Genomic DNA, 26,993 nt, shown 5'->3' on the forward strand with positions numbered 1-26,993 from the left:
GCGGTCGACTTCTTCGACCACAAGCGCAAGAAAGGCCCGGCATCCGCCGAGCCCTCCAATTTGCCTTAGCGGGACCTCAGAATACGCGCTTCAAGCGGATACCGCCCTGCCAGATGTCTTCCTTGAAACTGACCGAAAGGACGTCCTGCGTCTGCTGCGTGTAAGTTACCTCGCCCGCCACGGTCAGGCCCTTGACGATCGTATAGGTCAGGTTGCCGGCAATCGTGTATTCCTTGAGGCTTAGATCGCCAAAACTACCCAGGAGATTGTCGTATTTAGTGTCGATATAGCTGCCGACCAGATTGGCATTGAGCACCGGCGTGATGTTGCCGCCGAGTTCGGCCACGATCGACCAGCCCTTGGTGGTGTCGTAGTTCAAGAACGCAATGGCGCCCAGGGCCGTCGGATAAAGGTCTGAATTGCCGAAGATACCCGGCTGCGAATTGCCGACGCCGAGATATTGCGTCGCGCCATCCGCATACTGGCCTTCCACGATGAAGTGCCCACCGTCGATGAAGGGCAGCTTGACCAGGCCCGTGGCGCCCACGGCGTAGCCCCACTTGTTCTCGTGCGGAACGCCGATGGTTACGCTGGCAGGAGGCGTGGTCGGGGCGGTGACCACGATGTCCTCGCCCGAGCGCAGCTGGTGCAGAGCACCCTGGATGGCGAAGGCCCCCCAATCCGCGTCATAGCGGAGTTGGCCGACGATGTCGGGCACCTGCTGGCCGCCCTCGAACGGCAGAGCGATGCCGGAGCTGAAATTGTCGACGCGATGATCACGGCCGTCTTCGATCGACAGCGTGGCGCTGAAGCCGCCGCCGAACTGGGCGGTGTAGGCGATCAGGTTCACCGTGCTCGATTCTGCGTAGTAGGGCGCCCAGATTGTGTCGCCATATTCATTGTCGTAGAAGCCGAAGAACGAATGGGCGTAACCAGCCGTCAGGCCGCCGAACTGGATGAAGGCCTTGTCGATGCTGAACTTGTTCGAGGTGCCGCGGCTGGCAGCGTCGACGGCATCGGCAGCGGGCGAACCGTTGATCGGATGGGAATCGGCATTGATCTGGAAATAGGAGCGCAGCAGGCCGTAATCGGTCTGGGTGCGGGCGTCGAACCAGATGCGGGCCTGGGTGTTGAAGGCCGTGCGGTCGTCATTGCGAGTGAAATCGCCCAGACCCGGCCCGGTCAACCCAGCCGGCGCGTCGCTGCTGTGGCCAAACACTCGATAATCGGCGCGGATTTCACCACCAATCTTGAGGCCGGTGTCGGTGCCGGGGATGTAGAAGAAGCCGGGGCCGAAAGTCGAGCAGACCTTCACATACTCAACGGCTTCGCCCTTGGTCATGGGCAGATCAGCGGCTTGAGCAGCAGCAATAGACACGATGCCGGCAACAGCACCGAGAAGGATGGGCTTTATCATTCCAAATTATCCCCAGCAGGCAGTCATTACTCAATGAGCCAGGCTCTTTACAACACGGCCGAACCCATAAACTCGATTACACTCTTGGACTTGCGGCAGCAGGGCAATCGCGAATGAATCGTTGCAGGAATACTGCTTCGCCCGGAAGAATTGCACAACTCAGGTTTTGCCCCTCAGGTCGCCGCGCTCAAATTTCTGGGCATGTGTAACTTGAAAGACACATTTTACTTCATTGACCCTGTAAATTTTAGTTACTAGAAAAGATTACATCCACTAAATATTTACATGCGCATCATAATACATAGAAAATATTTGTGATCGAAGGCATTAAATAGAGCGCAGATTTTACGGATCGTTATGACCACAAGAATTAATCGATCGATACGCCCGGAGTTAGCCTTCAAGAAATCAAGATCACGTCGTTACGGCAACCGAAAAATTTACGTTGCGGAATAGAGAGAACAGACCGTTGCGACGCGCCCTTTGAAGCATCGCAGGTCCCGGCACGTCCTCGCCACCGCAGGCAAATGTCGCAGCACAACCGCAGCAATTGATCGTGGATCAATCGATCCACGATGCTTTCACGGTTTTGGCCACGGCGTCTCTGTCACCGGCGTGATCGGCCCCTTGCCGTCGCGCCAGGAGATGAGGTTGTCGATCACGAGCTGACCCATGGCCGCGCGCGTGTGGTGCGAGGCCGAGCCGACATGGGGCAGGAGCACGACATTGTCGAGCGCGATCAGCGCCTCCGGCACCTTGGGTTCGTCAGCGAAGACGTCGAGGCCGGCACCGAGGATCTCGCCTTTCTGCAAGGCCGCGATCAGGGCCGGCTCGTCCACTACCGAGCCGCGCGCCACATTGATCAGGATGCCGTGGGGTCCGAGCGCCTCGAGCACCTTGGCGTCGATGAGGTTGCGGGTCTCCGTGCCACCCGGCAGGATCAGCATTAGCGTGTCGACGGCCTCCGCCAGGGCCAGCACGCTGTCATAGTAGGGATAGGATGCATCCGCCTGCTGGCGCCTGCCGAAATAGGCGATCTTCAGCCCGAAGGCCTCGGCCCTCTTCGCGATCGCCTTGCCGATACGGCCAAGGCCGACGATGCCGAGGGTGCGCCCCCGAAGCGTGCCGCGGGTGAGGGGATAATTCTCTTCAAGCCACTTGCCATCGCGCAGATATTTCTCGGCCTGCGGTAGCTCGCGCACCGTCGAGATCAACAGTCCCATGGCGAGATCGGCGACATCCTCGTTCAGCACGTCGGGCGTGTTGGTGACGATGATGCCGCGCTTGGCCGCGGTGGCGGCATCGACCGAATCGTAGCCGACGCCGAAATTGGCAATGATCTCGAGCTTCGGCAGTGCCTCGATCATCGCCGCATCGACCGCCGAATGGCTGCCCGCCGCGATGAAGCGGACCTTGTCGCGAAGATCCGCCAGCATCGCCGCCGGATCCACCGCCTGCCAGAGCTTGTGGACGGTGAACTCCTTTTCCAGCACCGATGTGGCGTGCGGCAGCATCGGGCGGGGCATCAGCAAGTCGAGCGAAGGCATCGGCAGAACAATCCGGTACAGGCAAGAAAAAATGGTTTTGCGGTCGGAGTATCAGTAGTTCGGCAGCTTACCGCCAAGCTCGTCGTCGATATAGACCTTGATGATCGCGTCCATGTCCTTGTCGGCGACGAAGCCGAGCGAGCGAGCGCGGGCGGTGTCGAAATCACGCGCCCAACCGGCCACGATCTTTTCGATCACCGGATCGGGCTGGCGCTTGATCAAAGCGACGGCCTTGTCGCCGGCAGCGCGGCGCAGGGCTTCGATCTCCTCCGCGACGGTGGCCGAAAGGCCGGGCATCGAGAGGTTGCGGCGCCAGCCGAGCTGGGCGGTGTCGATGGCGGCGGCATGATGCAGGAAGCCGACGGCCGAACGCGGGCTGGCGAACCAGTGTCGCACCTGGTCCGACACCGGCAAGATCGCTTCCTGGCCGTTGAGCGGCTCGCGCAGGATGCCGGAGAAGAAGCCGGAAGCCGCCTTGTTGGGCTTGCCAGGCCGCACCGCGATGGTCGGCAGGCGGATGCCGATACCGTCGAAGAAGCCCTTGCGGCTGTAATCGGCCAGCAGCAATTCGCCGATCGTCTTCTGCGTGCCGTAGGAGGTGAGCGGCGTGTTGAAGAACTCGTCGCCGATGCGCTCAGGGAAGGGCGCGCCGAACACGGCGATCGAGGAGGAGAAGATCACGCGCGGAAAATAGCCCTCGCCCGGCGCGCTGCCGCCATGGGCCTGGCGGATGGCCTCGAACAGGCGCGTGGTGCCCTCGAGATTGATGCGGTAGCCCTTCTCGAAATCCGCCTCGGCCTCGCCGGAAACGATGGCGGCCAGATGCACGATCACGTCGGGACGGGCGGCGATCAGCCGTTCCACCGTGCCAGGCGCCGGCAGGTCATCCTGCGAGGCGCTGCAGGTGAAGGGCAGGCCGGGCGGCACCAAGGGCAGCACGACGTCGCTGAGCAGGACCTCATCGACCCTTTTGCCGCCGAACATGCCGCTCTGGGCAATGCTTTCGAACAATTTGCGGCCGATCATGCCAGCCGCGCCCAGAATCAGCACCTTCATCGCCACGCCTCGTCATTTCCCCGGGAGTGGTCGTTCGACGACGCGCAACCATGCCCTGCCAGAATTCTTGCTTGTGATCCGCCGGACCGGGCGGGGCCTTAGCGATAGGACCTTTGCCGAAGCGAGGCAAGCTTTGGTCCTACAATTCATGGTGGGTGAGGCTCGCCACGTCGCCGCATAATAATGCCCGGACTTTCGCCCGGGCATCGTGCCTATGCTGAAGAGAGAGCTCAGACCTTCGGACCGACGACCGCGAACATGGCGCCCTGTGGATCCTGGCCCTGCACGATCCACATGCCGCCCGGCACTTCCATCGGGCCATGCAGCACCTTGCCGCCATTGGAGCCAATACGGCCATGGGTGGCTTCGATATCGGCGACGTTGATGTAATAGAGCCAATAGGGCATCGGGGCTTCCGGCATCTTGGTCGTGATGCCGCCGAAGTCGACATCGCCCTTGCCATAGATCTGGTAGACACCCGCCGGGCCCATATCCATGGCCTGACCCTTGCGCCAACCGAACAGGCCAGCATAGAAGTCGAAGGCGCTCGGCCCGTCGCCGGCGTTCAATTCGCGCCAGGCAATCAGGCCGGGCGTGTTCATCGGTGGCATTTCAGGCGGCTCGCCCTGACCCTTGAACAGGCAGAACACGGCGCCTTGCGGGTCCGCGGCCACGGCGAAGCGGCCGATGCCTGGAATATCGTCGGGCTCGCGCATGATCCTGCCGCCAGCCATCTTGATCTCGGCGGCCACGGCGTCCACGTCGTTACAGCCGATATAGCCGATCCAGGCCGGGCGGGCGCCCATGGCGGCAGCCTCGGGGGGCACCGTCATCAGGCCGGCGACACGCGTTCCATTGGTCGAGAACAGGGTGTATTCGACGCCGGGCATGCCGGAATCGGCGGCATCCCAGCCGATCACGGTCTTGTAGAAGGCCTCTGCGGCCTTGGTATCGCTGGTCATCAGCTCATACCAGACGAAGCTGCCGTGGTGGTCGGTCATGTGTTTTCTCCCTGTGGAATACGGGGTTTGCGTTGGCCCTGGAGGGCGGGTGGAAACTTAGCGGAAGAAGGTGACGATTATCTGGCGCTCATGCCGTTGCGGCACCACCGCAGCAGGCGTGGGCGGACTTGCTCTCATATTCATCGCGGCGGCGCACGAAATCCATGGTCGAGCCCTCATTGCGGCCCTTAGGCGCGAGGTCGAGGATCATCAGCGTGCCGATCATCTCCTCACCGCCGCGGGCATAGTTCGAATAGGTGTGGAAGATCGTGCCGTCCTCGTCCTTGTGGAAGGCGCTGAGGCCCGGCAATTCGTCATTCGCCTCGGAGCCCGGAATCTCCCGGAAATTGTAGAAGACCGCGCCGTTCTTCAACGCCGCCGGCTCGAAGGAGACGTGGTAGTCGAAATTGAAGTCGCTGCCATGCGAAGACACCCACGGGAAACGCCAGCCCATGCGCGTCTTGTAGGCCTCGATCTTGGCGAGTGGCGCGCGCGACACCGCCGTGAGCGTCACGTCGTGATGTTCCAGATGCGGCAGCGCGCCGTCGAAATGATCGGCCAGGAAGGAGCAGCCGGTACAGCCCGCGGTCCAGTCCGGTCCCAGCATGAAATGGTAGACGATCAGCTGGCTGCGGCCGGCGAAGAGGTCGGCAAGGGATTTGCGCCCCTGCGGCGTGTCGAATTCGTAGGGTTTGTCCACCCTGACCCAGGGCAGAGCCAGACGCTCGGCATTGAGCCTGTCGCGCGCCCGCGTCGCCTCTTTCTCCTTGACGAGCAGCGCCTTGCGGGCTGCGAGCCATTCCTCCCGCGATACGACCGGGTGTGCTGTCATTTCATCCTCCTCAAGAGCTTCAACCGATCCAAAAGAACCGGATGTCGTTCCAAGTTTTTGTTTCACCGCGCTTTTTCGCAGGCGAACCGATGTTCGCCCCGACTGAAAAATACGCCGTCGGGCCCCTCAGGCTTCTTGACAGAAAAGGTTGATATCAACATTATTCCTGCCTGTCAAAGAGCCCCGCTCCCACGAAAATTTCGGAACGCAGGCCGATAGCCGATCGAGATGATGCGCCAGACCAGAACCATCGAACCGTCTTCTCCGTCGCTACAGATGGAAGACGTTTCTGTTTCTTTCGAAACGACACTGCTCGTGAAAAATTCCTGCCTGTGCCTGCATGTGCAGCGCGCGGCCCGGGCGCTGGCCCGCCGCTTCGACCTCGCCTTGCGCCCGATAGGGCTGACCAACAACCAGTTTTCGCTGCTGATGGCGCTCAACCGCCCCAAGCCCCCGACGATGGCGCCGGTCTCAGCCCTGCTCGCCCTGGATCGCACCACGCTGACCGCGGCGCTCAAGCTCCTCGAACGGCGCGGGCTGGTGACGGTGACGCCCGACCCAGCCGACAGACGCTCTCGCCTGCTCGCCTTGACACCCGCCGGCCGCACGGTCCTGGCGAGCGCCGTGCCGATCTGGAAGAGCACGCATGAGGCGCTGGAAGCGAGCCTGCCGGACGGCAACGCCGGCAGGTTGCGACAGGATCTGGCGGCGTTGGCCTGAAGCCGGCATTGCGGTTCCTTCATCCCGGATGTATCGCGAGGGCTCGCAGGAGACCTTCCATGACCGCGCGAATCCTGGTCAGCGCCTGTCTTCTCGGCCGGCCGGTGCGCTATAACGGCTCGGCCAAGCCGCTCATCCATCCTGCCCTTGCCCGCTGGCAGACGGAGGGACGCGTGGTCTCCATCTGCCCGGAGCTCACGGCCGGCTTCAGCGTACCGCGACCGCCGGCGGAGATCGCGGCAGGCCGCTCAGGCGAGGATGTGCTGACCGGCGGCGCGCAGGTGATCGAACAGGGCGGCGCCGATGTGACGGCGCTCTACCTCGTGGGAGCCCGGGCCGCGCTCGCGCTTGCGCAGGCCGAAAATTGCCGCTTCGCCCTTCTCATCGACGGCAGTCCTTCCTGCGGCAGCAGCTTCATCCACAACGGTGACTTTGATGGGACAGTTCACAAGGGCAGCGGCGTGACGGCCGCCCTGCTGCGCGCCCACGACATCGAGGTCTTCGCGCCCGCTGAGATCGAGCGGATGGAGTTGATGATCGAAGCCGCAAGATAGCCTATCGCCCAAACCTACCTTCAGATAAGCCTTTCGTCCCCGTTCCAGCCATGGAACGTGCCTTTTCGGCCCCTTCTGAAGTTGGACGGAATCTTATCAATCCGGGCGTTGAATCGAGCAGCAAAAGGGCTCTCCGTACACCCACGACAAGAATAAAAATTTACCAGCACGAAAGTAACTTTCGTACAATCGAATTTTGCAATAATGCAAGTGAAAAAGTGACGTTAGGGAATATTGGAACCGGTTTCAACAGGACGGGTGAGACAGGAAGCTGAGGGCAAGGGGCTCGCAACCCGGATAGAATCGCAAAGGCATCCTTCCTCCATTCCCCTGTCGGCGCATGACATCTTCCCCCCGAACACGACAGGCCGCACATGCAAACAGCGGCCCGCGGGACCGCTGTTTGCTTGGCGTTTCAAGCTGCGCTGGAGCCCGAGGCCCGGCGCGCCTATTGGGCCGGAGCCGCAACCGGTGCGGGCTTCGGCTTCGGCTTGGGTTTCGGCTTGGGCTTGGGCTTGGCCTTGGGGGGATCCGACGCCGCCGGTGCCGGCGTTGCAGCAGGCGCCGGGGTTGCGGCGGGTGCCGGAGCGTTGGCGGCAGGGGCTGGAGCCGCGGGGGCAGCCGCAGCGGGAGCCGGAGCTTGCGCAGCTGCGGGGGGAGTGCCGGCCTGGCTCACATTCACGCTGAGCCCATAAAGCACCAGCTTCTTGTCAACGAACTGGTAGAGCAGCTCGAAATTCAGCTTTCCATCGCCGTTGACGGGAAAATAGCCTGCCAGATGCAGCAAGCCGTTGCTCTCGACCTGCGGCTGGAGCGTGATGGTCGGCTCCAGGATCAGGGCTGCACTGAGGTCAAGGCCGACCTGGCGCTGGCCGGCGAAGAGATCGCTGAGCTTCGCCAGTGTATTGCCGCGCTGGAAGTCGGGTGCACCGAGATCGCGCAGCACGGAGTAGTTGCCGGTCTTGTTGGCCTGGTCGAGCGCGATCAGGGTGGAGCGCACCAGCACCAGGATCGCCTTGGGATCCAGTTTCACCGCCTGCGGGCCAGCCGGTGCGGCGGCCGGTGGGGGCGTCTTGGCGGCGGGCTGCTGTTGGGCGGCGGCCGGTATGATGAAACCGGCCGCGAGGCCGAGGGTGAGCACGCCCACGGTCGTCAGGCACACGAGCGGGCGCCGTTTTGTCGTCGAAAATATCTGCAATGGATAGGCTTTCATTGGGCCTGGATATCTCTCTTGGCAGGAGCTTTCATGGAGTGGAGACCCAGTCTCCCAGATTGGGCGGTGTTAGTCACGGCCTCGGGCCGGATGACCAAATCGCGCACCGATCTGCACGTGTCAGGTACTACCACGTTCTATCTCTACGTCGCCAGTCCAAGAAAAACGCCGGACTGCCGCGGCATTGCTGGATAGGGCCTGTTTCAACTCGATATCCTCCCTTATAAGCGGCACAAATTCGGCAACAGGACGGCCACGTGCATGCGCATTCACTTTCAACGCCTCTTTCTGGCCCTGAGCATCGGTGCGATGGGGGCGATCTGCATCGCGCCCTCGGTCCCGCGGGCCCAGTCGGCACAGAAACCGGCGAAGAAGGGCAAGGCGCCTGCCAAGAAGGCTGCGCCCGCCACTGCGCCGGCCCCAGCTCCGCTGCCCGACCCGCCGCTCCCGGTGCAGCAGGCCCAGAAGCTCGGCCTGACCCAGTGCCTCGGCATGGTCGACCAGATATCGCGCGGGACGCTCAACAGCCAATATGACGTCCAGTCGGGCTGGAACGGTCAGGCGCCCGCCCAGCATGTGTTCCAGAGCGTCGCGGTGGTCGAGCGGCCCGAGGTGATGCCGGCCAACGGCCTGGCGGCCATCATTGCCACACCCACGCCGGGCGGAACCTGCGACGGCGTGGCCGTGCAGGTATTCCCGCTCGCGAGCGACTGCGGGACGGCGCAGAAATACATGCAATCCGCCGGCTCCACGCCCACTCCGATCCTCAACACGCAGATCATGATCGACCGCGACGGCAAACGGGTGTTCCTACTGCCCGGTGTAAACAAGACCTGCATCGCCGTTTCCGTCGATTCGAGCTTCGGTACGGCAGCCACTCCAGCGGCACCGGCACCGGTTCCCATGCCGCAGTCAACTCCGCAGGCCGCGATCCCGCTACCCACCCCCGCGCCGCCGGCCTCCCCCATTCCCCTGCCGGCACCCGCCGCGACGCCGTCCTCCATCCTCCCGACACCGGACAGTTCTTCTATCCTGCCGACAGCGCAGCCGGCTAAATAAGGTCGAACCCGCCGGTTGGTATCGTTGGATGGCTTGTGCATGGCGCCCGAAGCTGCCTTTGATTCCCGCGCCGGACATGTTCTAATTGCTTGATAGCAGTCAGCCGCCGCTCCATATCTCTCCCGCCTCTGGGCCCCCGCGGTGTGGGGCCCCAATCGAAAACAAGCAGAGCATGCTCGATATCTCAGCCCTCCAGTCGATGAAGGTGTTGTTCGCAACTCCCTGTTACATCTCAGCCGTCAGCATGAACTACGTGGTAAGCATGTACAGCCTCGCCTGCGATGCCTCGGCGTTGGGCCTCAAGACCGTGCTGCACATGCACTCCGAGAGCTTGATCACGCGCGGGCGCAATATGGTGGTGCTGAAGTTCCTGCAGGACGAATCCTTCACGCATCTGTTCTGGATCGACTCCGACATATCCTTCAACACCCAGGCCGTGATCCGGCTGCTGTTGGCCGACAGAGACGTGGTCGGCGGCGTCTATCCGATCAAGACGCTGGGCTGGCCCGACGCCCTGCCGCCGGGCATGACGAGGGAGCAGCTGGAGATCCGTTTCGCGCGCTACGCCTTCAACCCGGTCGATCATGGCAAGACGCCGGTCGGCCAGCATGTCGATGCCGAGGGCTTCATCGAGGTTTCGGAAGCGCCCACCGGCTTCATGGTGATCAAGCGCGACGTCTTTCCGAAGATGATGCAGGCCTATCCGCAGCTCAACTACACGCCCGACGGGCCGCCCGACAATCCGCTGAAGCCGTTGCACTGGCTGTTCTTCGATTGCATGGTCGATCCCGATTCCGGCCGTTACCTCTCGGAGGACTACGCCTTCTGCCGGCGCTGGCGCGACATCGGCGGCAGGGTCTGGGTGGATTCCCAGTCCAAGCTCTCTCATCTGGGCCAGTACAACTTCAGCGGCGATGTCGAGACGAGCCTCAAGCAGCAGGGCCACTGGTAGAAGACCGAGCCGCGACGCGCGTCATTCCCAAAACCAAGCCGAAGGTTTGATTGGATGACCGTATCCTCACAAGCTTCGCTTGTGAGTGGAGACCCGGAATCTGTGAACCTCATCTTTTGAGGACTGTGTTCGTGGATTCCGGCGCTCCGGCCGGAATGACGTAAAGCAGAACCTTCTTACCTCTTGATCATCCCTCATCCGAAACGCGAGAAGATCGGCACGCCCTGGTTCAGATCATCGAAATCCCGAACCGGCATCAGCTTGCCATCGAAGGAGGGCCGGCCGGGCGGGCAGAAGACCATGTTCGAATCCCAGCCCGGCACCGAAAAGTTCGACCGGTTGAAATTGTCGGTGCGAAAGCGCAAGGCCAGAAACCAGTAGGCGGAATAGCCCTGAGAGCGTAGCTCAGCCAGGATATCTTCCACCACTTCGGCCTTGTTCGCCTCGACGAAGAGATAGGGCTGGTGCCGCCCGATCAGACGCCGCCCGCCGCGCAGCACCTGTGGCTCGAAGCCTTCCGCATCGATCTTGATCAGGTCGAGCCGGGCAAGATCGGCCAACTCCGGATCGTCGTCGAGGCTAACGACATCGATCGTATCGCTGCGGACGCCGCCCTTGAAGGCCCCTTCGGTGCTGAAGCCCGCGTCGATCGAAAAGGAGCCATAGTTCCAGGCCTCCTCATAGTCGCCGGTCTGGATGCTGACACGCCCCGGATTCTCTCCGACCGCAAGATTGCGCACCACCGCGTTGAGGCGATTGTTGAGGGCCATGTTGCCGCACAGGATGTGGAAGATCGGGCGCTGCGGCTCGTAGCAATAGATCCGCCCGTTCTCGCAGAAGCGCGAGAGCGGCACGGCGTGCATGCCGATATTGGAGCCGACCTCGATGCACACGCCATCATCGGGCAGCAAGGTTCTGAAGAGCTCGACCTCCGTCTCCACCCATTCGCCATACATGTCGACATATTGGCTGATCATGTCGCCACGCAGCAGCATGAACATGCCCCATCGGCATTCCCTGAGATATGTCTTCATCAGGCTTCCCTATCGTGACTCGCTGTGGCTGGATGCCATGATTTCGGGCCGCGTGGAACACGCATTCCATCCAGGACGATCATCACAACGGCAGCGAGCAAGCCCGAATGCCGGCAGGCCTTGACGCCATCCCGGCGCTCGCGTTCTCTGGGGCCTCATCGAGAGCCATCATGCCCGCAGATACCAGCGCGCCGCGCCATCCCGAAGTCGCCGCCTTCCTTGTCGCCCATCCCGATACCCGCTTCATCGAAGCCTTCACGCCCGACCTCACCGGCTACGGCTTCGGCAAACGCCTGCCGGTGGGGGAGATCGACAGCCTTTATCGCTCCGGCATGGGCTTTTCCGCCGCCCCCTATGTGCTGAACCCGCAGCATGGCGGCTATGGCTCAGGTGGCATCGGCTGGGACGATGGCGATCCCGACGCCAGGGGGGTGCCGATCCCCGGCAGCCTGAAGCCGATGACCTGGGCGGCGGTGCCGACCGCGCAGGTGATGCTCGACATCACCTTCGCCGCCAGCGGCGAGCCGCTCTGGACCGATCCGCGCCATCTCCTGAAGACCATCGTGGCGCAGCTCAACGCGGACGGCCTCTTCCCGACGGTCGCCTGCGAATATGAGTTCTTCCTCACCGACGGCGCCCGCGAGGCCGATGGCCGTATTCGCCCACCGGTGATTCGGCGTACCGGCCGGCCTATCGGTCCACCCACCAACCTCTCCGTGCTGACGCTGGAGGAAGTGGCGCTGTGGACGGCCAGGCTGGAGGATGCTGCCCGCGCGCAGGATGTGCCGATGGGCAGTGTCATCGCCGAGATGGGCGTCGGCCAGTTCGAGACCAACCTGCACCACCGTGACGACGCGGTGCTCGCGGCCGATCATGCCGTATTGCTTAAGCGCCTGATCCGCGGCACGGCGCGGGCCGAGGGCTGGGACGCCACCTTCATGGCCAAGCCCTATGCCGACCAGGCGGGCTCAGGCCTGCATGTGCATGTCAGCCTCAGCGACACAGATGGCCGCAACATCTTCGCCGATGCCGCCACGGGTGAAGCAACGACTCGCCACGCCGTGGCCGGCATGCAGAAGCTGATGCCGGAATCCCTGGTTTTCTTCGCGCCAAACCATAACAGCTTCCGTCGTTTTGGCGGTCTGTTCGCGCCGGTCAACCGCAAATGGGGTGAGGACAACCGCACGGTGGCTTTGCGCATTCCCACCGACAAGGGAGCGGGACGGCGCATCGAACACCGCGTCGCCGGGGCGGATGCCAATCCCTATCTCGCCGTCGCCGCCATCCTGGCAGCCGCCCATCACGGCATCACGCACCGGCTCGAACCGGACGCGCCGGTGGCCGGCAAGCATGCCGGTTTCATCAAGGATCCCGGCCTGCCCGCCGACGTCTTCGAGGCCGTCCGCCGCCTGAAGGGCGCCAGGGTGCTGAGGGACTATTTCTCCAGGCGCTACCTGGAGACCTATGCCCATCTCGTCCACGGCCAGCATGAGGAGTTCCTCTCCGAGCTCAGCGTGCGGGAATATGAGATGTTCTTCTGAGAGGGCTCTGACGGCGCTATTCGACGATGGTGACGGCGTAATTCAAGACGTTGCAGCCGGCGCCATGCGTGTCCTTGCCACAGACCTTGAGGCTGAAGCTGTCGCTGTTACCGGTCGGGGGTGGCGTATAAAACAGATTATAGGTGTCGCTACCGCTGAACTTGCCGGCTTTGGGTTGGTTTGTGACCTCAACGGAGGAGAAACTGACATCGGCCGCCTTGCGCGTAAAGGAAAGCGAACAAGTCCCGCTGCGGTGGGCTGTCAACTGCAGCGAATAGGATCCACCATCCCCGAGATACATCGTATCGGGCCCCCGAATCTGGCAATCGGCGCTCGCGGGCCCAAGGCTGACGATGATGATGCTCGTCGCGAGCAGGAAGGTGGATCTGGCGGTCGTCCAAGTCATGGCGTGGGTTCACTCTGGTTGCCGGGCACACGGCCCGGCGGTGCTATATAGCATGAGGCCTCTTCGTGGAGCCGGGGCGATCAAAAATTTGCGCCCTCGCCCCGATTGGGTCGTCCGCGGCGGCTTGCAGGCCGGCGGTGCGCCGTTCCCTAAATTTATATCGTAAAACGATATAAATTGCCCTTGCCGCCTTCCTTCTGTAGAGAAGAGGGCAACAACCAGATGGGCAGCCTCCTGAATGGAACCGATCGACTATGCAGCGCTGGCGCAGTTTCGCTACGAATTGCGTAAATTCCTCGCCTTCAGCGAGAATGCGGCGGTTGGAGCAGGGCTGACAGGCCAGCAGCACCAGGCGCTGCTCGCCATACGCGGCCTGTCGCCGGGCGAATTGTCGATCAGCGAGCTCGCCGAGATCCTGCTGTTGCGCCATCACAGCGTGGTCGAACTGGTCGATCGCCTGGTCAAGCTCGGCCTCGCGGTGCGGGTGGCCGATCCCCGTGACGGGCGACGGGCGCTGATCAGGCTGACACCGCTCGGCGAGGAAAAGCTGCAGGCCCTGTCCTCCGCCCACCTGAAGGAACTCGCTTCCATCGGCCCGGCGCTCACCCTCATGCTGCAACCCTTCCATGTGAAGGCATAGTCGGGAACCAAGCGGAGGTGGTAGGGTTCCCACTGAGGCCCGTCGGCAAATAGGCGCCTCCATCATTCCCGGCCGAGCCGCTCTTGAGCATAGCGGGAGAGGACGAGGGGAAGGGAATCCAGGAGCTCACTGGACCGAGACCTTTGGCCCCTGGATCCCCTTCCCTCCCAGTCACGCAGAGCGAGGACAAACTCCGCGCCACCTTGTTCGGCAAGAAGGTCCCTGCCGTCAGCCAGCCTTGAGAGCTTTGCCTCACGCCGGCGTCAGCACCGGACGGCGTGAGGCTCAAATCCGCGTGACACAGGTAACGAAGGCTCCAAATACCCGTATAGTGGCTGTAACGCGACATCGGGCTGGAGCCTCGCCATGAAAAAGACCTCGTCGACTTTCCGCAACTGGCTGATCGCCGGACTTGCCGTTCCCCTCGCGGCTGGCCTTTGGCTCTCGACTTCCAAGGCCGACGAGGCGCCGCATCTGGTGCCTGCGCCGGCGGTGGACAGCATCGCCTCCGGCAATCTCGAAACCGCCGTGCTGGCCGGCGGCTGCTTCTGGGGCGTGCAGGGCGTGTTCCAGCATGTGAAGGGCGTGACGTCGGCCGTGTCGGGCTATGCCGGCGGCGACAAGGCCCATGCCCAGTACGAGATCGTTTCGACCGGCACCACCGGCCATGCCGAATCCGTGCGCATCACCTTCGACCCTTCCAAGATCTCTTATGGCAAGATCCTGCAGATCTACTTCTCCGTGGCGACCGATCCGACCGAACTAAACCGCCAGGGCCCGGACACCGGCACGCAATATCGCTCGCAGATCTTCACCTCGACGCCTGAACAGGCCAAGGTCGCGGCCGCCTATATCAAGCAGCTCGACACGGCCCACACCTACAGCGCCCCCGTGGTGACCAAGATCGGCGGCCTGCGCGGCTTCTATCCGGCGGAGGATTATCATCAGGACTTCCTGACCCGGAACCCGGACTATCCCTATATCGTGATCAACGACCTGCCCAAGGTCGCCGCATTGAAGCAACTCTTCCCGGACTATTACCGAGCCGAGCCGGTGCTGGTGGCGGCGAAGTAAATGGGGGGCGGGTCTTCAGACCCGGCCTCCCCTCCCGACATCCGATATGCTTCCAGGCAGGCGGGTCTGAAGACCCGCCCCCCTAATCAAACTGCAGCTTGCTCTTCTGCTGGCCGGCCTCGTCGAAATTCTCCGGCCGCAGCCAGGCCTCGTAGCCCGCCTTCAGGCGCGGCCAGTCGGCATCGATGATGGAGAACCAGGCGGTGTCGCGATTCTGGCCCTTGGCCACCATGTGCTGGCGGAAGATGCCTTCGAAGACAAAACCGAAGCGCTCCGCCGCCCGCTTGGAAGGCTCATTGAGATTGTGGCACTTCCACTCGAAGCGACGATAGCCGAGCGTGTCGAAGACATAATGGGCGAAGAGATAGAGCGCTTCCGTACATACGCGCGTACGCGCGATGGCCGGGCCCCACAGGACACTGCCGATCTCGATGACGCCGTGCACGGGATCGATGCGCATCAGCGCCTGGCGTCCTTCCGCCTTGCCGCTCGCCTTGTCGATCACCGCGAAGAACATCGGGTCCTGGCCGATGGTGGCCTTGTCGAGCCAGGCCTGGAACGCTGCCGCATCCGCCGGCGTGATCTCGAACAGATAGCGGAACCGCCCATCGGCGCCCGGCTCCTGCGCCGAATGCAGGAGGTCGGCGCCGTGCCTTGCCGCATCGAGCGGTTCCAGCCGTGTGTAGCGGCCTTCGAGAACGACGCGTTCGGGGCACGGCACCCCGTTCCAGGCCGAGAGGTCCATCACTTATCCTTGGCAGAGGGCAGACGAGAGGCAGCAGGATTATTGCGGGGCGATGCGCTGTTCAAGCGAAAGCACTTCCTGGCGCACCACCCCTGGCAGCGCCTTGGAGGACGCAACGGAGCTGAAGTCGCTGTCCTCGTGCGGCACATCATTGGAGCCGTGGAAGACCTTGAGCCCATCGGGCATCACCACGATGTCGCCATTGCGCAGCGTAGGGTCGAGGGAGATCGGGATCTGCGGCAGGCCGCGCGCCGTCGACTGGCAGGTACAGGAAGGGTTCTCGCCATTGCGGAATGCATAGGCCGTGGGCAGCGCCGTGTAGAGATTGCCGCCCTCGTCCTGGGCCGACTCGATCGCCGGCTTGGTGTTGCCGTTGCTGTCCGAATTGTTGACTGTGGCGGTGTAGAGCACCATCTGGCCGCCCGTGCAGGAGGACTCGCACATCGAGGCCTGCAAGTCCTGGTCGCGCTGGTTGCGGATGAAACCGGTAGCGAAATAATAGCCGTCGCAGGTGCGCACGCAGTAACCCCGCATGCGCGAGGCGCTCACCGCGGGCCCCGGCGCCTTGGGGCGTTGAGTCTGCGGCTGCTGCTGAACAGGCGGCGCAACGGGCTGGGGACGCTGGCGCGGCCCGAACAGGAAGTCGAACAGGCCCGCATTGGCGCTGCCCGTCGCAACACCCGCCAGAAGCAGTCCGGTGGCAAGGGAGGCAGCGAAGCGTCTGGTCGTCATGTCGAAATTCCTGGCAGGTCACGGAGGGGCTGCACCCAGCCCCACCTCGACCTACGGGAGCATCCCGACAAAATCATGTCGGAGCGCGAGGTTAGTGGTTGTCGCGCGGCACGCCAAAGGTCTGGGCAACCTTCTGATACTTGACTGCGGGCTTGAGCACCATCCCATCGCCGAGCTGATCCACCATAGCGCGCTGGATTTCCTGCCAGGGCGTCTGGCTCGGCGCGTAATGGAAGCCGCCGGCTGCGGCGAGATCGGCCCGGCGCTGTGCCAGTTCCTCATCCGAGATCAGGATATTGGCCTCGCCCTTGTTGAGGTCGATGCGCACCGGGTCGCCCGTCTTGAGGATGGCAAGGCCGCCGCCTGCCGCCGCTTCCGGCGAGGCGTTGAGGATGGAGGGCGAGCCGGAGGTGCCGGACTGGCGGCCATCGCCGATGCAGGGCAGCGCCGTGATGCCGCGCTTGATCAGGGCCGCGGGCGGCTGCATGTTCACCACCTCGGCCGCGCCGGGATAACCGATCGGCCCGGTACCGCGGATGAACAGCATGGAATGCTCGTCGATGTCGAGCGAGGGATCATCGATGCGGTGGTGATAATCCTCCGGCCCCTCGAACACGATGGCGCGGCCCTCGAAGGCGCCCGGACTCTTCGGGTCAGCGAGATAGCGGTCGTGGAACTCCTTGGAGATCACGCTCGTCTTCATGATGGCGGAATCGAACAGGTTGCCCGACAGCACGATGAAGCCGGCATCCTGCACCAGAGCGGTGTCGAAGGTGCGGATCACGTCAGGCAGCTCGATGGAGGCGTTCTTGCAGTTCTCGCCGATCGACTTGCCGTTCACGGTGAGCGCGCCCTCATGGATGAGCTTGTGTTTCATCAACTCGTTCACGACGGCCGGCACGCCGCCCGCATGCTGGTAGTCTTCGCCGAGATATTTGCCGGCGGGCTGCAGGTTCACCAGCAGCGGCACCTTGTGGCCGATGGTCTGCCAGTCGCGGATGTCGAGCTCGACGCCGATATGGCGGGCGATGGCGTTGATATGGATGGGCGCATTGGTCGAACCGCCGATGGCCGAATTGACCACGATGACGTTCTCGAAGGCTTCGCGCGTCATGATGTCGGAGGGCTTGAGATCCTCCCAGACCATGTCGACGATGCGCTTGCCGGTCTCGTACGACATCTGCTGGCGCTCGCGATAGGGCGCGGGAATGGCGGCCGATCCGGGCAGCTGCATGCCGAGGGCTTCGGCCAGCGAGTTCATCGTGGTGGCCGTGCCCATGGTGTTGCAATAGCCGGTCGACGGCGCCGAGGAGGCCACCATATCCATGAAGCCTTCATAGTCGATCTCGCCGGTGGCCAGCATCTCGCGGGCCTTCCAGACGATGGTGCCGGAGCCCGTGCGCTCGCCGTGCCACCAGCCATTCAGCATCGGGCCGACGGAGAGCGCGATGGCGGGAATGTTGACGGTGGCGGCGGCCATCAGACAGGCCGGCGTGGTCTTGTCGCAGCCGATGGTGAGCACCACGCCGTCGATCGGATAGCCATAGAGGAGTTCCACAAGGCCGAGATAGGCGAGGTTGCGATCGAGCGCCGCACCCGGGCGCTTGCCCGTCTCCTGGATCGGATGGACAGGAAATTCGAAGGCGATGCCGCCCGCCTCGCGGATACCCTCGCGCACGCGCTCGGCCAGGACGAGATGATGGCGGTTGCAGGGCGAGAGATCAGAGCCGGTCTGGGCGATGCCGATGATCGGCTTGCCGGACTGCAGTTCCTTGCGCGTGAGGCCGTAATTGAGCTGGCGTTCGATATAGAGCGCCGTCATGCCGGGATTGTCCGGGTTGTTGTACCAGGCCTGAGACCGCAATTTCCGGGGTTTGCCAGTGGTGTCAGCCATCGTGAGACTCCCTAATTTCCTGCCGGGCCTGTGCACCAGGCCGCTGCCTTCTTGCGCAATTGACGATCTAGCACTTTTGTCAGACCATTCGCAACGCCAAAGCGAAGCGGTGCGGAAAAGCGGGTTCCCACAGCCGTGATTCTCGTTGTAGCCTGCCCGTCATAGAAGACTTCTTCCCGTAACGGAACGCCCCAATGCCTCCTCACCTGGTTTCCGCCTTCTCACGCATCGGTGAGGAGAATGCCTTCGCCGTACTTGCCCGCGCCACCGACCTCGCCGGGCAGGGCAAGGACATCATCAATCTGGGTATCGGCCAGCCGGATTTTCCCACTCCCGCCCATATCGTCGAGGCGGCGGTCAAGGCCTTGCGCGACGGTCATCACGGCTATACGCCGGCCACCGGCATCCTGCCCCTGCGCGAGGCGGTGGCAGCGGATGTCGAGAAGCGCACCGGCGTTTCGATCTCGCCGGACGAGGTGATCGTGGTGCCGGGCGGCAAGGTCACCATGTTCATGGCGATCCTGATGTTCGGCGAGCCGGGCGCCGAGATCCTCTATCCCGATCCCGGCTTTCCGATCTACCGCTCGATGATCGAGTTCACCGGGGCCACGCCCATCCCGGTGCCGATCCGCGAGGAGAATGGCTTTGCCTTCTCGGCGGCGGAGACGCTCTCGCTGATCACGCCGCGCACGCGCCTCCTCATCCTCAACTCGCCAGCCAATCCGACCGGCGGCGTCACGCCCAAGGCCGAGATCGACGCGCTGGTGAAGGGGCTGGAAGCCTATCCCGACGTCGCCATCCTCTCCGACGAGATCTACAGCCAGATGAGCTATGACGGGCTGGAGCACGTCTCGCTCTTGACCTATCCCTCCATCCGCGACCGCCTGATCCTGCTCGACGGCTGGTCCAAGACCTATGCCATGACAGGCTGGCGCATGGGCTTCTCGCTCTGGCCCAAAGCCTGGGGCGATGCGGCGCGCAAGCTCGCCGTCAACTCCTATTCTTGCGTCAACGCCAGCGCCCAATGGGCCGGCCTCGCCGCCCTCACCGGCCCGCAGGACGAGGTCCACGCCATGGTCGCCGAATTCGACCGGCGGCGAAAGATCGTGGTCGAGGGACTCAACCGATTGCCCGGCGTCTCGTCGATTACACCGAAGGGCGCGTTCTACGCCTTCCCCAACATCCGCAAGACCGGCTGGAAGGCCAAGCCCCTCGCCTCCGCCCTGCTGGAGCAGGCCGGCGTTGCTACCATCGGCGGCCCGGATTTCGGCGTGCATGGCGAGGGCTATATCCGCCTCTCCTACGCCAATTCCGCCGAGAATATCCGCAAGGCCCTCGGCCGGATGGGCGAGTTCCTCAGCGCCAATCCGGGGAACCACGCGTGAAGCCTGTCATCGTTCACACCGGCCCGATGCTTGCCCGCTGGCTTTGCCTCACCGCCAACCCGCCAGGACAGACGTCATGACCGATCTCATCGCCATCGGCGAATGCATGGTGGAACTCTCGCGTCATAGCGGCAATGTCATGAGTCTGAGCTATGGCGGCGACACCTTCAATACCTGCGTCTACGCCGCGCGCCTCGGCCTCGATGTCGCCTATGCCACGGCGCTCGGCGATGATCCCTATTCGCAGGGCATCTGCGACCTCGCCGCCAGCGAGCGCATCGCCATGACCGGCGTGCCGCGCCTGGCCGGCCGGGTGCCCGGCCTCTACGCCATCGAGACCGACGACAAGGGCGAGCGGCGCTTCTTTTATTGGCGCGACAGCGCCCCCGCCCGCAGCCTGTTCGAACTTGCCGAAAGCACCGATCTCACGGCCCGCATCGAGAGGGCCGGGATCATCTATTTCTCCGGCATCACGCTGTCGCTCTATACGCCCGCCGGCCTCGACCGCTTCGAGCAGGTGCTGAAGGCCGCCAAGCGCTTCGGCGCGAGCATCGCCTTCGACGGCAATTTCCGCCCGCGCGGCTGGGGCGGCAGTACCGAGCGGGCGCGCAAGACCTTTTCCCGCTTCCTGCCGCTGGTCGAAATCATGCTGCCGACCTTCGACGACGAGCAGGCCCTGTGGGGGGATTTGAGGCCACAGGATACGCTGGCGCGGCTCGCCCGCTACGGCATCCGCGAGATCGTGGTGAAGGACGGCACCAACGGCGTCTATATCCGCAGCAGCACCAGCCAGATCCATGTGCCGGTGCCTGAAAAGGTCTCGCCGGTCGACACCACGGCCGCCGGCGACAGCTTCAATGCCGGCTATCTTGCCGCCCGCCATCGCGGCGCCTCCGAGGAAGCGGCGGCGCTCGCCGGCCATCGCCTCGCCGCCCGGGTGATCACCCATCGCGGCGCGATCATCCCGGCAGAGGCGATGGCGGGCGTGTAGGAGCCTGGCTCAAAAAGCGCACGATAGGGGGAAGGGCGTAGATTTTGTCGAGCTTCCAGCGATTTCTCGGTCAGGCTCCATAGGAGCCACGCCCCCAGTACAGGCAAACCATCGCTTGCCAAACCGTCACCTGCGGTCTGTCGCTGGAGCATCTTCCGATCCCATTGGATCGGAAGATATCTCTATCCATTTGTTTCGACACATTTTATTTACGCGAACCGGTGCCACCTCGCTTGGCATTTATGCCGCCAGCGAGTTCGCTGTCACCGGCCTGACGCGCAGCGCGGCCCTGGAGCTGGCGCCTTATGGCGTACGCGTGGTGGCAACGTTGCCGCATGCCCCCCCATGATGGAGTCGTTCGTGGGCTCAGGAGAAACTGAGGGACGACAAATGGTACGCTCCACCGTTCCTCTGCTCAGGATGAGCCTTGCCCTCCGAGTAGGCCAATGCGATCCTGTTCTTGACCGCTGCCGAGAGCGCCTTCATCACCAGTGCCGAGCTTGCGGTCGACGGTGGTCGCCTTGCCTGATGAAACACTCCCGAAGCGAGCCAGCATTATGTTCTTCATGTCGCGAAGATGCCGATGTTTGGCGACACCGGAGCGAGCAGATCGCCCTGGGTCAGAAGCTCCTCGACGAGGGGCAGGATCGACCTGCTGACGTGTATTCCGCGGAAGGGCAGGTTCGACTAGGCCGCAGAATGCTTTGGGGAGATGAAGTTTCCATGGCTACGCAGAGAGTCAGCATCGGGGCCGCGGTCGGTCTACGTAACGGCGTGCAGCCGATGCCCAATCGGAATATCGATCTCGCCACCATCAGCGACCTGCTGGACCGCATCCCCACGGCGAGCGGCGGCACGGCGGATTCCCCCGGAGCCTGGCCGATCGATCGCGATTCGCTGATCTCGGAGATCGCCGGCCAGATCAACACCTTCCAGACCACCAACGATATGGCGTCGGCCGACTCGGTGGTGGATCCCGGTGGCGGCACGTTGCGCCTGATGAACCAATTGGCCGCCGACCCGCCCCTTGGCGCGAGGGTCTACGATCCAGGCGGCGGATTACTGGTGGACAATGTCGCGTCGGTGCCGTTTTTCGCTGCCGTCTCCAGCATGCCTGGAAGGGCGCCGCTCATTCCCATGAGCCAGCCGACGGTCTATTCGCGCCGCCTGGTCGCCGTCACGGGAACCTCGATCAAATGGTTTGGGGTCTTGGTGCCCGCCAGTGTCGTGTTGACGATCGGGAGCGCCTCGCCCCACCTATTTTTCACCCCCACGCCCATCCAGGGCGGCTACACCGACGGCAACTACGACTCATTCGCTGGCTGGACGAAATTGTGGGACGACTATACCGACCGGATCGGCGGGCTGATTTCGGCCGCTGGCGTCAACCAAGTTCTGGTCATTCCCTTTTACAAGACGAGCCAAGGCTACAATCTCGGGAGCTTCTGCGACGACTGGAGCGATGTCGTCAGCGCGGTGGTCACTGCCGCGATGAACGACATCAACCCCTATGCCCTCAGGGACACGTTCGTGTTTTCCTCGATCTATACTTCGAGTTTCTCCAACGGCGTCAACGCGCACCGCTCCTTCCAAACGCGCGGCGTCGGCACGGACAACATGACGGCCCGCATTTTCGACCTCGATGGGGTAGCACAGACCGGCGGCTCGACCTGGCGGCCTGCGAAGGGCATCATCTATCAGAATCGCCCATCACCATCGGGCGACAATCCTATGGGGTCGAGCTGGTACGTCGGCGGCCGCTGGGCGAACTTCGACGCGGTCGTTCCCAATGTCAGTACGCGCTACTCGCATTGGGCGTGCTCGGCCTATCTGTTGTATCACGGGCTGACGCTGTTTTCGAGCTGACGGCGGCTATTGAGCCCGGCCGGTCTCGAGCGAACCTCCAGCCAGGCCCACCAGTCCCGCGCCCGGCGTTGCAGTTTGTTACACACAATTCACATACCCGCCGCCGGAATGCCACGTTCTGCCAGCATGAACATTGCGCGTGATAAGTGACCGCTGAGCTTGAATCGCGGGGAGTGCCTTGTTAGTGCTCTCCCGATGGCATGTGCCCTTTTCTGTCGGTCACGATCCAGTTCAGGGCGCAGTGACGTGTCGACAGTGGGCGGGTCCGTTGAGGCGGCCGCCTTTCAGGATGGGGCTTAAGGCATGGCTGAGATTGTGGGATCGCTCGATCGCGCCGTGACGCGCGACGATGCTCCCGGCCCCTCGCCTGCACCCGCTGGAATCGCCGCGGTCCCTCCTGCTCAAGGTAGCTGGCTGAAGCGGATCGACTGGAGCAAGGCCGGCCTTCTCGTCGGCCTCGCCCTCTTCCTCATCGCTGCCTTCGTCCTCTATGACACGCTGGAAGACCTGACCTGGAACGACATCGCCAACGCGCTGTCGCGCATCGTCTGGCACCAGGTGGCGCTGGCCTTCGCCGCCGCCGCCCTCTCCTATGCCGCGCTGATCGGCTATGACATCCTGGCGCTGCACCATGTCGGGGCAAAGCAGGTGCCGCTGCCCGCCGTCGCGTTCACCTCCTTCGTCAGCCAGACCTTCACCTTCACGCTGGGCTTCGGCGTGCTGACAGGCGGGGCGGTGCGCTGGCGCATGTATCAGGGCTATGGCCTCAAGCCCAGCCAGATCCTCGCCGTCGGCGCGCTCACTACCCTGACTTTCTGGCTCGGCATCGCCACGGTGGCGGCCATCTGCCTGCTGTTCCGGCCGAGTTCGCTGGCGCCCATCGACGGTCTGGCGCCCAATCTCAACTTCATCATCGGCGTTGCCGTGCTTGTCGGCGTCGGCACCTGGGTGACGGTCTCGACCATCCGCAAGCGCACGCTAACGGTGGGCGAAGTGACCATGCCCCTGCCCGGCCCGCAGGCGACGCTCGGCGCCATTCTCGTCGGCCTGCTCGACACCGTCGCCGCCGCGGCGGCACTCTGGCTGATCCTGCCCGCCGGGCCCGATGCCGGCTTCATCAGCTTCCTGGCCGTGTTCGCCATCGCGACCGTGCTCGGCGTCATCAGCCATGTCCCCGGCGGCGTCGGCGTCTTCGAAGCGACGCTGCTGCTCGCCCAGCCGCAGATCCCGCGCGGCGACATGTGGGCCTCGCTGATCCTGTTCCGCCTCGTCTACTACATCATCCCGTTCGCCATCGCCTGCCTGATGTTCGGCGCCTATGAAGTGCGCCAGCGCCAGCAGGAGGTCGGCCAGTTCGCCAAGGCGTTGCGCTCCTTCGCCCGGCCGATCGCCCCGCGCGCCGCCGGCATCGCGGTGTTCCTCGGCGGTGTCGTGCTTCTGTTCTCCAGCGCCACGCCCGAGGAGCATTACCGCATCGCCATCCTGCGCACGATCATCCCGCTGCCTTTCGTCGAGCTCTCGCAGCTCGCCGGCAGCATCGCTGGCATGGTGCTCCTGATCATCTCCTACGGCCTGGTGCGGCGCATGGCCAACGCCCAGCGCCTGGCCGTGCTACTGCTGCTCGCCGGCGCCGTCTGCGCCCTGTTCAAGGGCCTCGATGTCGAGGAAGCCATCATCTGCTCGATCGTTGCGGGCCTGCTCGTGCTCTACAAGGACGAGTTCTACCGCCAGGCCGAGCTCTTCTCGGTACGCCCCTCCTTCCATTGGATCATCGCCTGCATCGTGGCTGTTGGAGCCACCATCTGGCTCGGCTTCTTCGTCTATTCCAATGTCGACTACCAGCATAAGCTGTGGTGGGACTTCGCCTACAGCGACGATGCCCCGCGCTTCCTGCGCGCCACGCTCGCCACCGTGGTGGTCGCCTTCGGCATTGCCGCCTACATCATCATGCACCGCACGCGCGCCGCCTTCGATCCGGCCACGCGCGAGGAGCTGGCAACACTGGAGCCGCTGATCGAGGCGAGCACCCGCTCCGACGCCCATCTCGCCATGCTCGGCGACAAGCGCTTCCTGCTCTCGGCCAGCGGCAAGGGCTTCACCATGTATGGCGTGCAGGGCCGCAGCTGGATCGCCATGAGTGATCCTGTGGCGCCCGAGGAAGAGATCGACGGCATGGTCTGGCGCTTCAAGGAGCTGGTGGATCGCAATGGCGGCATGCCAGTGTTCTACCAGATCACCACCGGCCATCTGCCCGCTTATCTCGATGCCGGCTTCTCGCTGGCCAAGCTCGGCGAGGAAGCCTGGGTCGATCTCAGCAAATTCACGCTGGAGGGCAGCGAGGGCCGACGCCTGCGCCAGGCCAAGGCCAAAGCCGAACGCTCCGGCGCCACTTTCGAGCTCGTGCCAGCGGCCAAAGTCGAAACCATTCTTCCTGAGCTCGAGGCGGTCTCCGATGCCTGGCTCGCGGAAAAGGGTAACAAGGAGAAGGGCTTCTCGCTCGGCTTCTGGTCATCAGACTATGTCAGGCGCTACGACCAGGCCGTGATCCGGCAGAGCGGCCGCATCGTCGCCTTCGCCAATATCTGGCGCGGCGCCGACAAGAAGGAATACACGGTCGACCTGATGCGCTATCTGCCTGATGGACCGGCCGGCATGATGGACCTCCTGTTCATTGGCCTGCTCTCCCAGGCCAAGAGCGAGAGCTATCAGTGGTTCAATCTCGGCATGGCGCCCCTCTCCGGCCTGGCGCGCCACCCCCTCGCTTCGCTGTGGAGCCGGGTCGGCGCCTTCGTCTACCGGCGTGGCGACCGCTTTTATAATTTCGAAGGGCTTCGGTCCTACAAGGACAAATTCAAGCCGGAATGGCGGCCGAAATATCTTGCATTCCCGGGTGGATTGGCCCTACCGCAAATTCTCATGGATGTTACCGGCTTGATTTCCTCAAGCCCGAGACGAGCTTTGTCTGAGGAGACTACTTGATGCGGCGCATCGCCTTGTTCTGCGTTGCCATGCTGGCTTGTACGACTTCTGCCCTTGCGGCACCCCGTCAGGTCCAGGTCCAGGAAGAAATCCTCGGCAAAGTCACTGTTCTCGCTCCGGAGGACGAACCCACCAAGTTCATCGCGCTACTCTCCGACAAGGACGGCTTCTCGCCGGCCTATAACGACGTGGCCGAAAAGCTGGTGGCCCAGGGCAGCGCCGTGATGCTGATCGATTCCCAGGCCTTCATCGATGGCCTTGCCAAGGGCGACGAGGAAGACTGCCATTATGCCTTCGGCGACATCGAGGACGCCTCCCGCGAAGCGCAGCGCCAATTGGGCATGCAGACCTGGCGCTGGCCGGTGGTGATGGGCCTCGGCAAGCTCGGCGGCACCTACGCCTATATCAACCTCGCCCAGGCTCCGGAGAACACCGCGGCCGGCGCGGTCTCCACCGATTTCAGCGATGAGATGGCCTCCAAGCTGCGCATGTGCGACGGCCCCTCGAGCGACAAAGCCGCCGACGGCAATTGGAAGTACAAACCGCTGGAGGAGATGCCCGGCCGCTGGACGCTGGTCACCTCCTCTCCGCCCGACGCCACCGAGCAGGCCTTCATCGCCGGCACCAAGGGCGCGACCTCGGTCGTCACTGCTGACGGCACGGATGCTGTCAACGACGCTGCCGTAAAGGCGGCCGTCGAGATGGGCGCGCCGCCGAACCAGGAACTGAGCGACCTGCCCCTGGTGGAATTGCCTGCTTCCGGGCCGCCGGTCGGCCTCGCCATCTTCATCTCCGGTGACGGGGGCTGGCGCGACATCGACAAGACCATCGGCGAGATCCTGCAGAAGGAAGGCGTCGCGGTGGTGGGCGTCGATTCGCTGCGTTATTTCTGGAGCACCAAGGAGCCGGATGTCATCGCCGGCGACCTTACCCGCATCATCAGCTATTACACCAAGCTGTGGGGGGCCAAGCGCATCGCGATAATCGGCTATTCGCTCGGGGCAGACGTGATCCCCTTCACCTGGCAGAAGCTGTCGCCGCAGACCCAGAAGAAGGTCAACCTCCTCGCCATGCTGGGCCTGGAACCCACCGCCGACTTCGAAATCTCGGTGTCCGGCTGGCTCGGCGTCGCTTCCTCCTCCGATGTGGACCTGAAGCCCTATCTGCCCGGCCTGCCCTTCGAGAAGACCATGTGCTTCTACGGCGCAGAGGAAGTGCCCGACAACGACACGGCCTGCGTCTTCCCGGAGATGAAGAAGGCCGAGATCATCGAGCGCCCCGGCGGCCACCACTTCGACGGCAATTACGAACCGGTGGCGCGCGCCATCCTGGATCGGCTGAAGAAGTAGGAGGAG

The 26,993-nt window shown here is 63.4% G+C and carries 24 protein-coding genes; 13 read left to right on the plus strand and 11 right to left on the minus strand.

All coding sequences use genetic code 11. From position 1 onward, the window contains the following. Positions 1 to 76: 76 nt before the first annotated feature. The 5 genes from QQL24_RS23885 to QQL24_RS23905 form a co-directional block, all read right to left on the minus strand. Entirely contained in the window at positions 77 to 1,417 is a 1,341-nt protein-coding gene (locus QQL24_RS23885) for a porin (RefSeq protein WP_284314797.1), read from the minus strand. A gap of 581 nt (positions 1,418 to 1,998) precedes the next feature. Next, the gene (locus QQL24_RS23890) at positions 1,999 to 2,964 is read right to left on the minus strand and encodes a 2-hydroxyacid dehydrogenase (RefSeq protein ID WP_284314798.1); all 966 of its coding nucleotides are present in this window, start codon (positions 2,962 to 2,964) and stop codon (positions 1,999 to 2,001) included. A 51-nt stretch (positions 2,965 to 3,015) separates the two neighbouring features. Beyond that, positions 3,016 to 4,020 carry a D-erythronate dehydrogenase gene (denD, locus tag QQL24_RS23895; protein WP_284314799.1) on the minus strand — a complete coding sequence of 335 codons (1,005 nt, stop codon included), beginning with the start codon at positions 4,018 to 4,020 and terminating at the stop codon, positions 3,016 to 3,018. Positions 4,021 to 4,250: 230 nt separating this feature from the next. Beyond that, on the minus strand, positions 4,251 to 5,021 hold the full coding sequence (locus QQL24_RS23900) for a VOC family protein (protein ID WP_284314800.1): 771 nt from the start codon (positions 5,019 to 5,021) through the stop codon (positions 4,251 to 4,253). An 88-nt stretch (positions 5,022 to 5,109) separates the two neighbouring features. Then, positions 5,110 to 5,853, minus strand: a complete 744-nt coding sequence (locus tag QQL24_RS23905) for a DUF899 domain-containing protein (protein WP_284314801.1) — start codon at positions 5,851 to 5,853, stop codon at positions 5,110 to 5,112. A gap of 276 nt (positions 5,854 to 6,129) precedes the next feature. On the opposite strand from QQL24_RS23905, the gene QQL24_RS23910 reads away from it, so the two are divergent. Both QQL24_RS23910 and QQL24_RS23915 read left to right on the plus strand, forming a co-directional pair. Further along, entirely contained in the window at positions 6,130 to 6,573 is a 444-nt protein-coding gene (locus QQL24_RS23910; protein WP_284314968.1) for a MarR family winged helix-turn-helix transcriptional regulator, read from the plus strand. Positions 6,574 to 6,632: 59 nt separating this feature from the next. After that, positions 6,633 to 7,127, plus strand: a complete 495-nt coding sequence (locus tag QQL24_RS23915) for a 2-thiouracil desulfurase family protein (RefSeq protein WP_284314802.1) — start codon at positions 6,633 to 6,635, stop codon at positions 7,125 to 7,127. 448 nt (positions 7,128 to 7,575) lie between these two features. On the opposite strand, the gene QQL24_RS23920 is transcribed toward QQL24_RS23915, so the two are convergent. Further along, a complete protein-coding gene (locus tag QQL24_RS23920) occupies positions 7,576 to 8,289 on the minus strand; it encodes a hypothetical protein (RefSeq protein ID WP_284314803.1) in 714 nt (237 codons plus the stop codon). A gap of 312 nt (positions 8,290 to 8,601) precedes the next feature. On the opposite strand from QQL24_RS23920, the gene QQL24_RS23925 reads away from it, so the two are divergent. Beyond that, positions 8,602 to 9,399 (plus strand): hypothetical protein, encoded by a 798-nt coding sequence (locus tag QQL24_RS23925; RefSeq protein ID WP_284314804.1) that lies wholly within the window; start codon positions 8,602 to 8,604, stop codon positions 9,397 to 9,399. A gap of 172 nt (positions 9,400 to 9,571) precedes the next feature. After that, positions 9,572 to 10,351 (plus strand): hypothetical protein, encoded by a 780-nt coding sequence (locus QQL24_RS23930; RefSeq protein WP_284314805.1) that lies wholly within the window; start codon positions 9,572 to 9,574, stop codon positions 10,349 to 10,351. A gap of 194 nt (positions 10,352 to 10,545) precedes the next feature. On the opposite strand, the gene QQL24_RS23935 is transcribed toward QQL24_RS23930, so the two are convergent. Then, the gene (locus QQL24_RS23935; protein WP_284314806.1) at positions 10,546 to 11,385 is read right to left on the minus strand and encodes an FkbM family methyltransferase; all 840 of its coding nucleotides are present in this window, start codon (positions 11,383 to 11,385) and stop codon (positions 10,546 to 10,548) included. A 170-nt stretch (positions 11,386 to 11,555) separates the two neighbouring features. Between QQL24_RS23935 and QQL24_RS23940 the strand changes: the two genes are divergently transcribed. After that, positions 11,556 to 12,926: a glutamine synthetase family protein gene (locus QQL24_RS23940; protein WP_284314807.1), complete on the plus strand. Its 1,371-nt coding sequence runs from the start codon at positions 11,556 to 11,558 to the stop codon at positions 12,924 to 12,926. Between the two features lie 16 nt (positions 12,927 to 12,942). Here QQL24_RS23940 and QQL24_RS23945 read toward each other — a convergent pair whose 3' ends face one another. Beyond that, positions 12,943 to 13,332 carry a hypothetical protein gene (locus QQL24_RS23945; protein WP_284314808.1) on the minus strand — a complete coding sequence of 130 codons (390 nt, stop codon included), beginning with the start codon at positions 13,330 to 13,332 and terminating at the stop codon, positions 12,943 to 12,945. A gap of 238 nt (positions 13,333 to 13,570) precedes the next feature. Between QQL24_RS23945 and QQL24_RS23950 the strand changes: the two genes are divergently transcribed. Then, entirely contained in the window at positions 13,571 to 13,972 is a 402-nt protein-coding gene (locus QQL24_RS23950) for a MarR family winged helix-turn-helix transcriptional regulator (protein ID WP_284314809.1), read from the plus strand. Positions 13,973 to 14,338: 366 nt separating this feature from the next. Continuing rightward, positions 14,339 to 15,046: a peptide-methionine (S)-S-oxide reductase MsrA gene (gene msrA, locus QQL24_RS23955; protein WP_284314810.1), complete on the plus strand. Its 708-nt coding sequence runs from the start codon at positions 14,339 to 14,341 to the stop codon at positions 15,044 to 15,046. Positions 15,047 to 15,128: 82 nt separating this feature from the next. On the opposite strand, the gene QQL24_RS23960 is transcribed toward msrA, so the two are convergent. The 3 genes from QQL24_RS23960 to QQL24_RS23970 form a co-directional block, all read right to left on the minus strand. Beyond that, the gene (locus tag QQL24_RS23960; protein ID WP_431310749.1) at positions 15,129 to 15,794 is read right to left on the minus strand and encodes a GNAT family N-acetyltransferase; all 666 of its coding nucleotides are present in this window, start codon (positions 15,792 to 15,794) and stop codon (positions 15,129 to 15,131) included. Positions 15,795 to 15,830: 36 nt separating this feature from the next. Further along, positions 15,831 to 16,523, minus strand: a complete 693-nt coding sequence (locus tag QQL24_RS23965) for a DUF2865 domain-containing protein (RefSeq protein ID WP_284314812.1) — start codon at positions 16,521 to 16,523, stop codon at positions 15,831 to 15,833. Positions 16,524 to 16,614: 91 nt separating this feature from the next. Beyond that, complete coding sequence (locus QQL24_RS23970) at positions 16,615 to 18,417, minus strand: IlvD/Edd family dehydratase (protein ID WP_284314813.1); 1,803 nt, start codon at positions 18,415 to 18,417, stop codon at positions 16,615 to 16,617. A gap of 194 nt (positions 18,418 to 18,611) precedes the next feature. Between QQL24_RS23970 and QQL24_RS23975 the strand changes: the two genes are divergently transcribed. From QQL24_RS23975 to QQL24_RS23995, 6 genes are all read left to right on the plus strand, one after another. Then, on the plus strand, positions 18,612 to 19,802 hold the full coding sequence (locus QQL24_RS23975; RefSeq protein ID WP_284314814.1) for a pyridoxal phosphate-dependent aminotransferase: 1,191 nt from the start codon (positions 18,612 to 18,614) through the stop codon (positions 19,800 to 19,802). Between the two features lie 76 nt (positions 19,803 to 19,878). Continuing rightward, positions 19,879 to 20,793 carry a sugar kinase gene (locus QQL24_RS23980; RefSeq protein ID WP_284314815.1) on the plus strand — a complete coding sequence of 305 codons (915 nt, stop codon included), beginning with the start codon at positions 19,879 to 19,881 and terminating at the stop codon, positions 20,791 to 20,793. Positions 20,794 to 20,983: 190 nt separating this feature from the next. Continuing rightward, complete coding sequence (locus QQL24_RS36745; RefSeq protein WP_431310750.1) at positions 20,984 to 21,142, plus strand: SDR family NAD(P)-dependent oxidoreductase; 159 nt, start codon at positions 20,984 to 20,986, stop codon at positions 21,140 to 21,142. A 374-nt stretch (positions 21,143 to 21,516) separates the two neighbouring features. Further along, positions 21,517 to 22,659 carry a hypothetical protein gene (locus QQL24_RS23985; protein ID WP_284314816.1) on the plus strand — a complete coding sequence of 381 codons (1,143 nt, stop codon included), beginning with the start codon at positions 21,517 to 21,519 and terminating at the stop codon, positions 22,657 to 22,659. 303 nt (positions 22,660 to 22,962) lie between these two features. After that, positions 22,963 to 25,638: a bifunctional lysylphosphatidylglycerol flippase/synthetase MprF gene (mprF, locus tag QQL24_RS23990; RefSeq protein WP_284314817.1), complete on the plus strand. Its 2,676-nt coding sequence runs from the start codon at positions 22,963 to 22,965 to the stop codon at positions 25,636 to 25,638. Continuing rightward, complete coding sequence (locus QQL24_RS23995) at positions 25,638 to 26,987, plus strand: virulence factor family protein (protein WP_284314818.1); 1,350 nt, start codon at positions 25,638 to 25,640, stop codon at positions 26,985 to 26,987. The genes mprF and QQL24_RS23995 overlap by 1 nt, the downstream gene beginning before the upstream one ends. Positions 26,988 to 26,993 lie beyond the last annotated feature (6 nt).

Source organism: Labrys miyagiensis (genome assembly GCF_030160835.1).
Lineage (GTDB): Bacteria > Pseudomonadota > Alphaproteobacteria > Rhizobiales > Labraceae > Labrys > Labrys miyagiensis.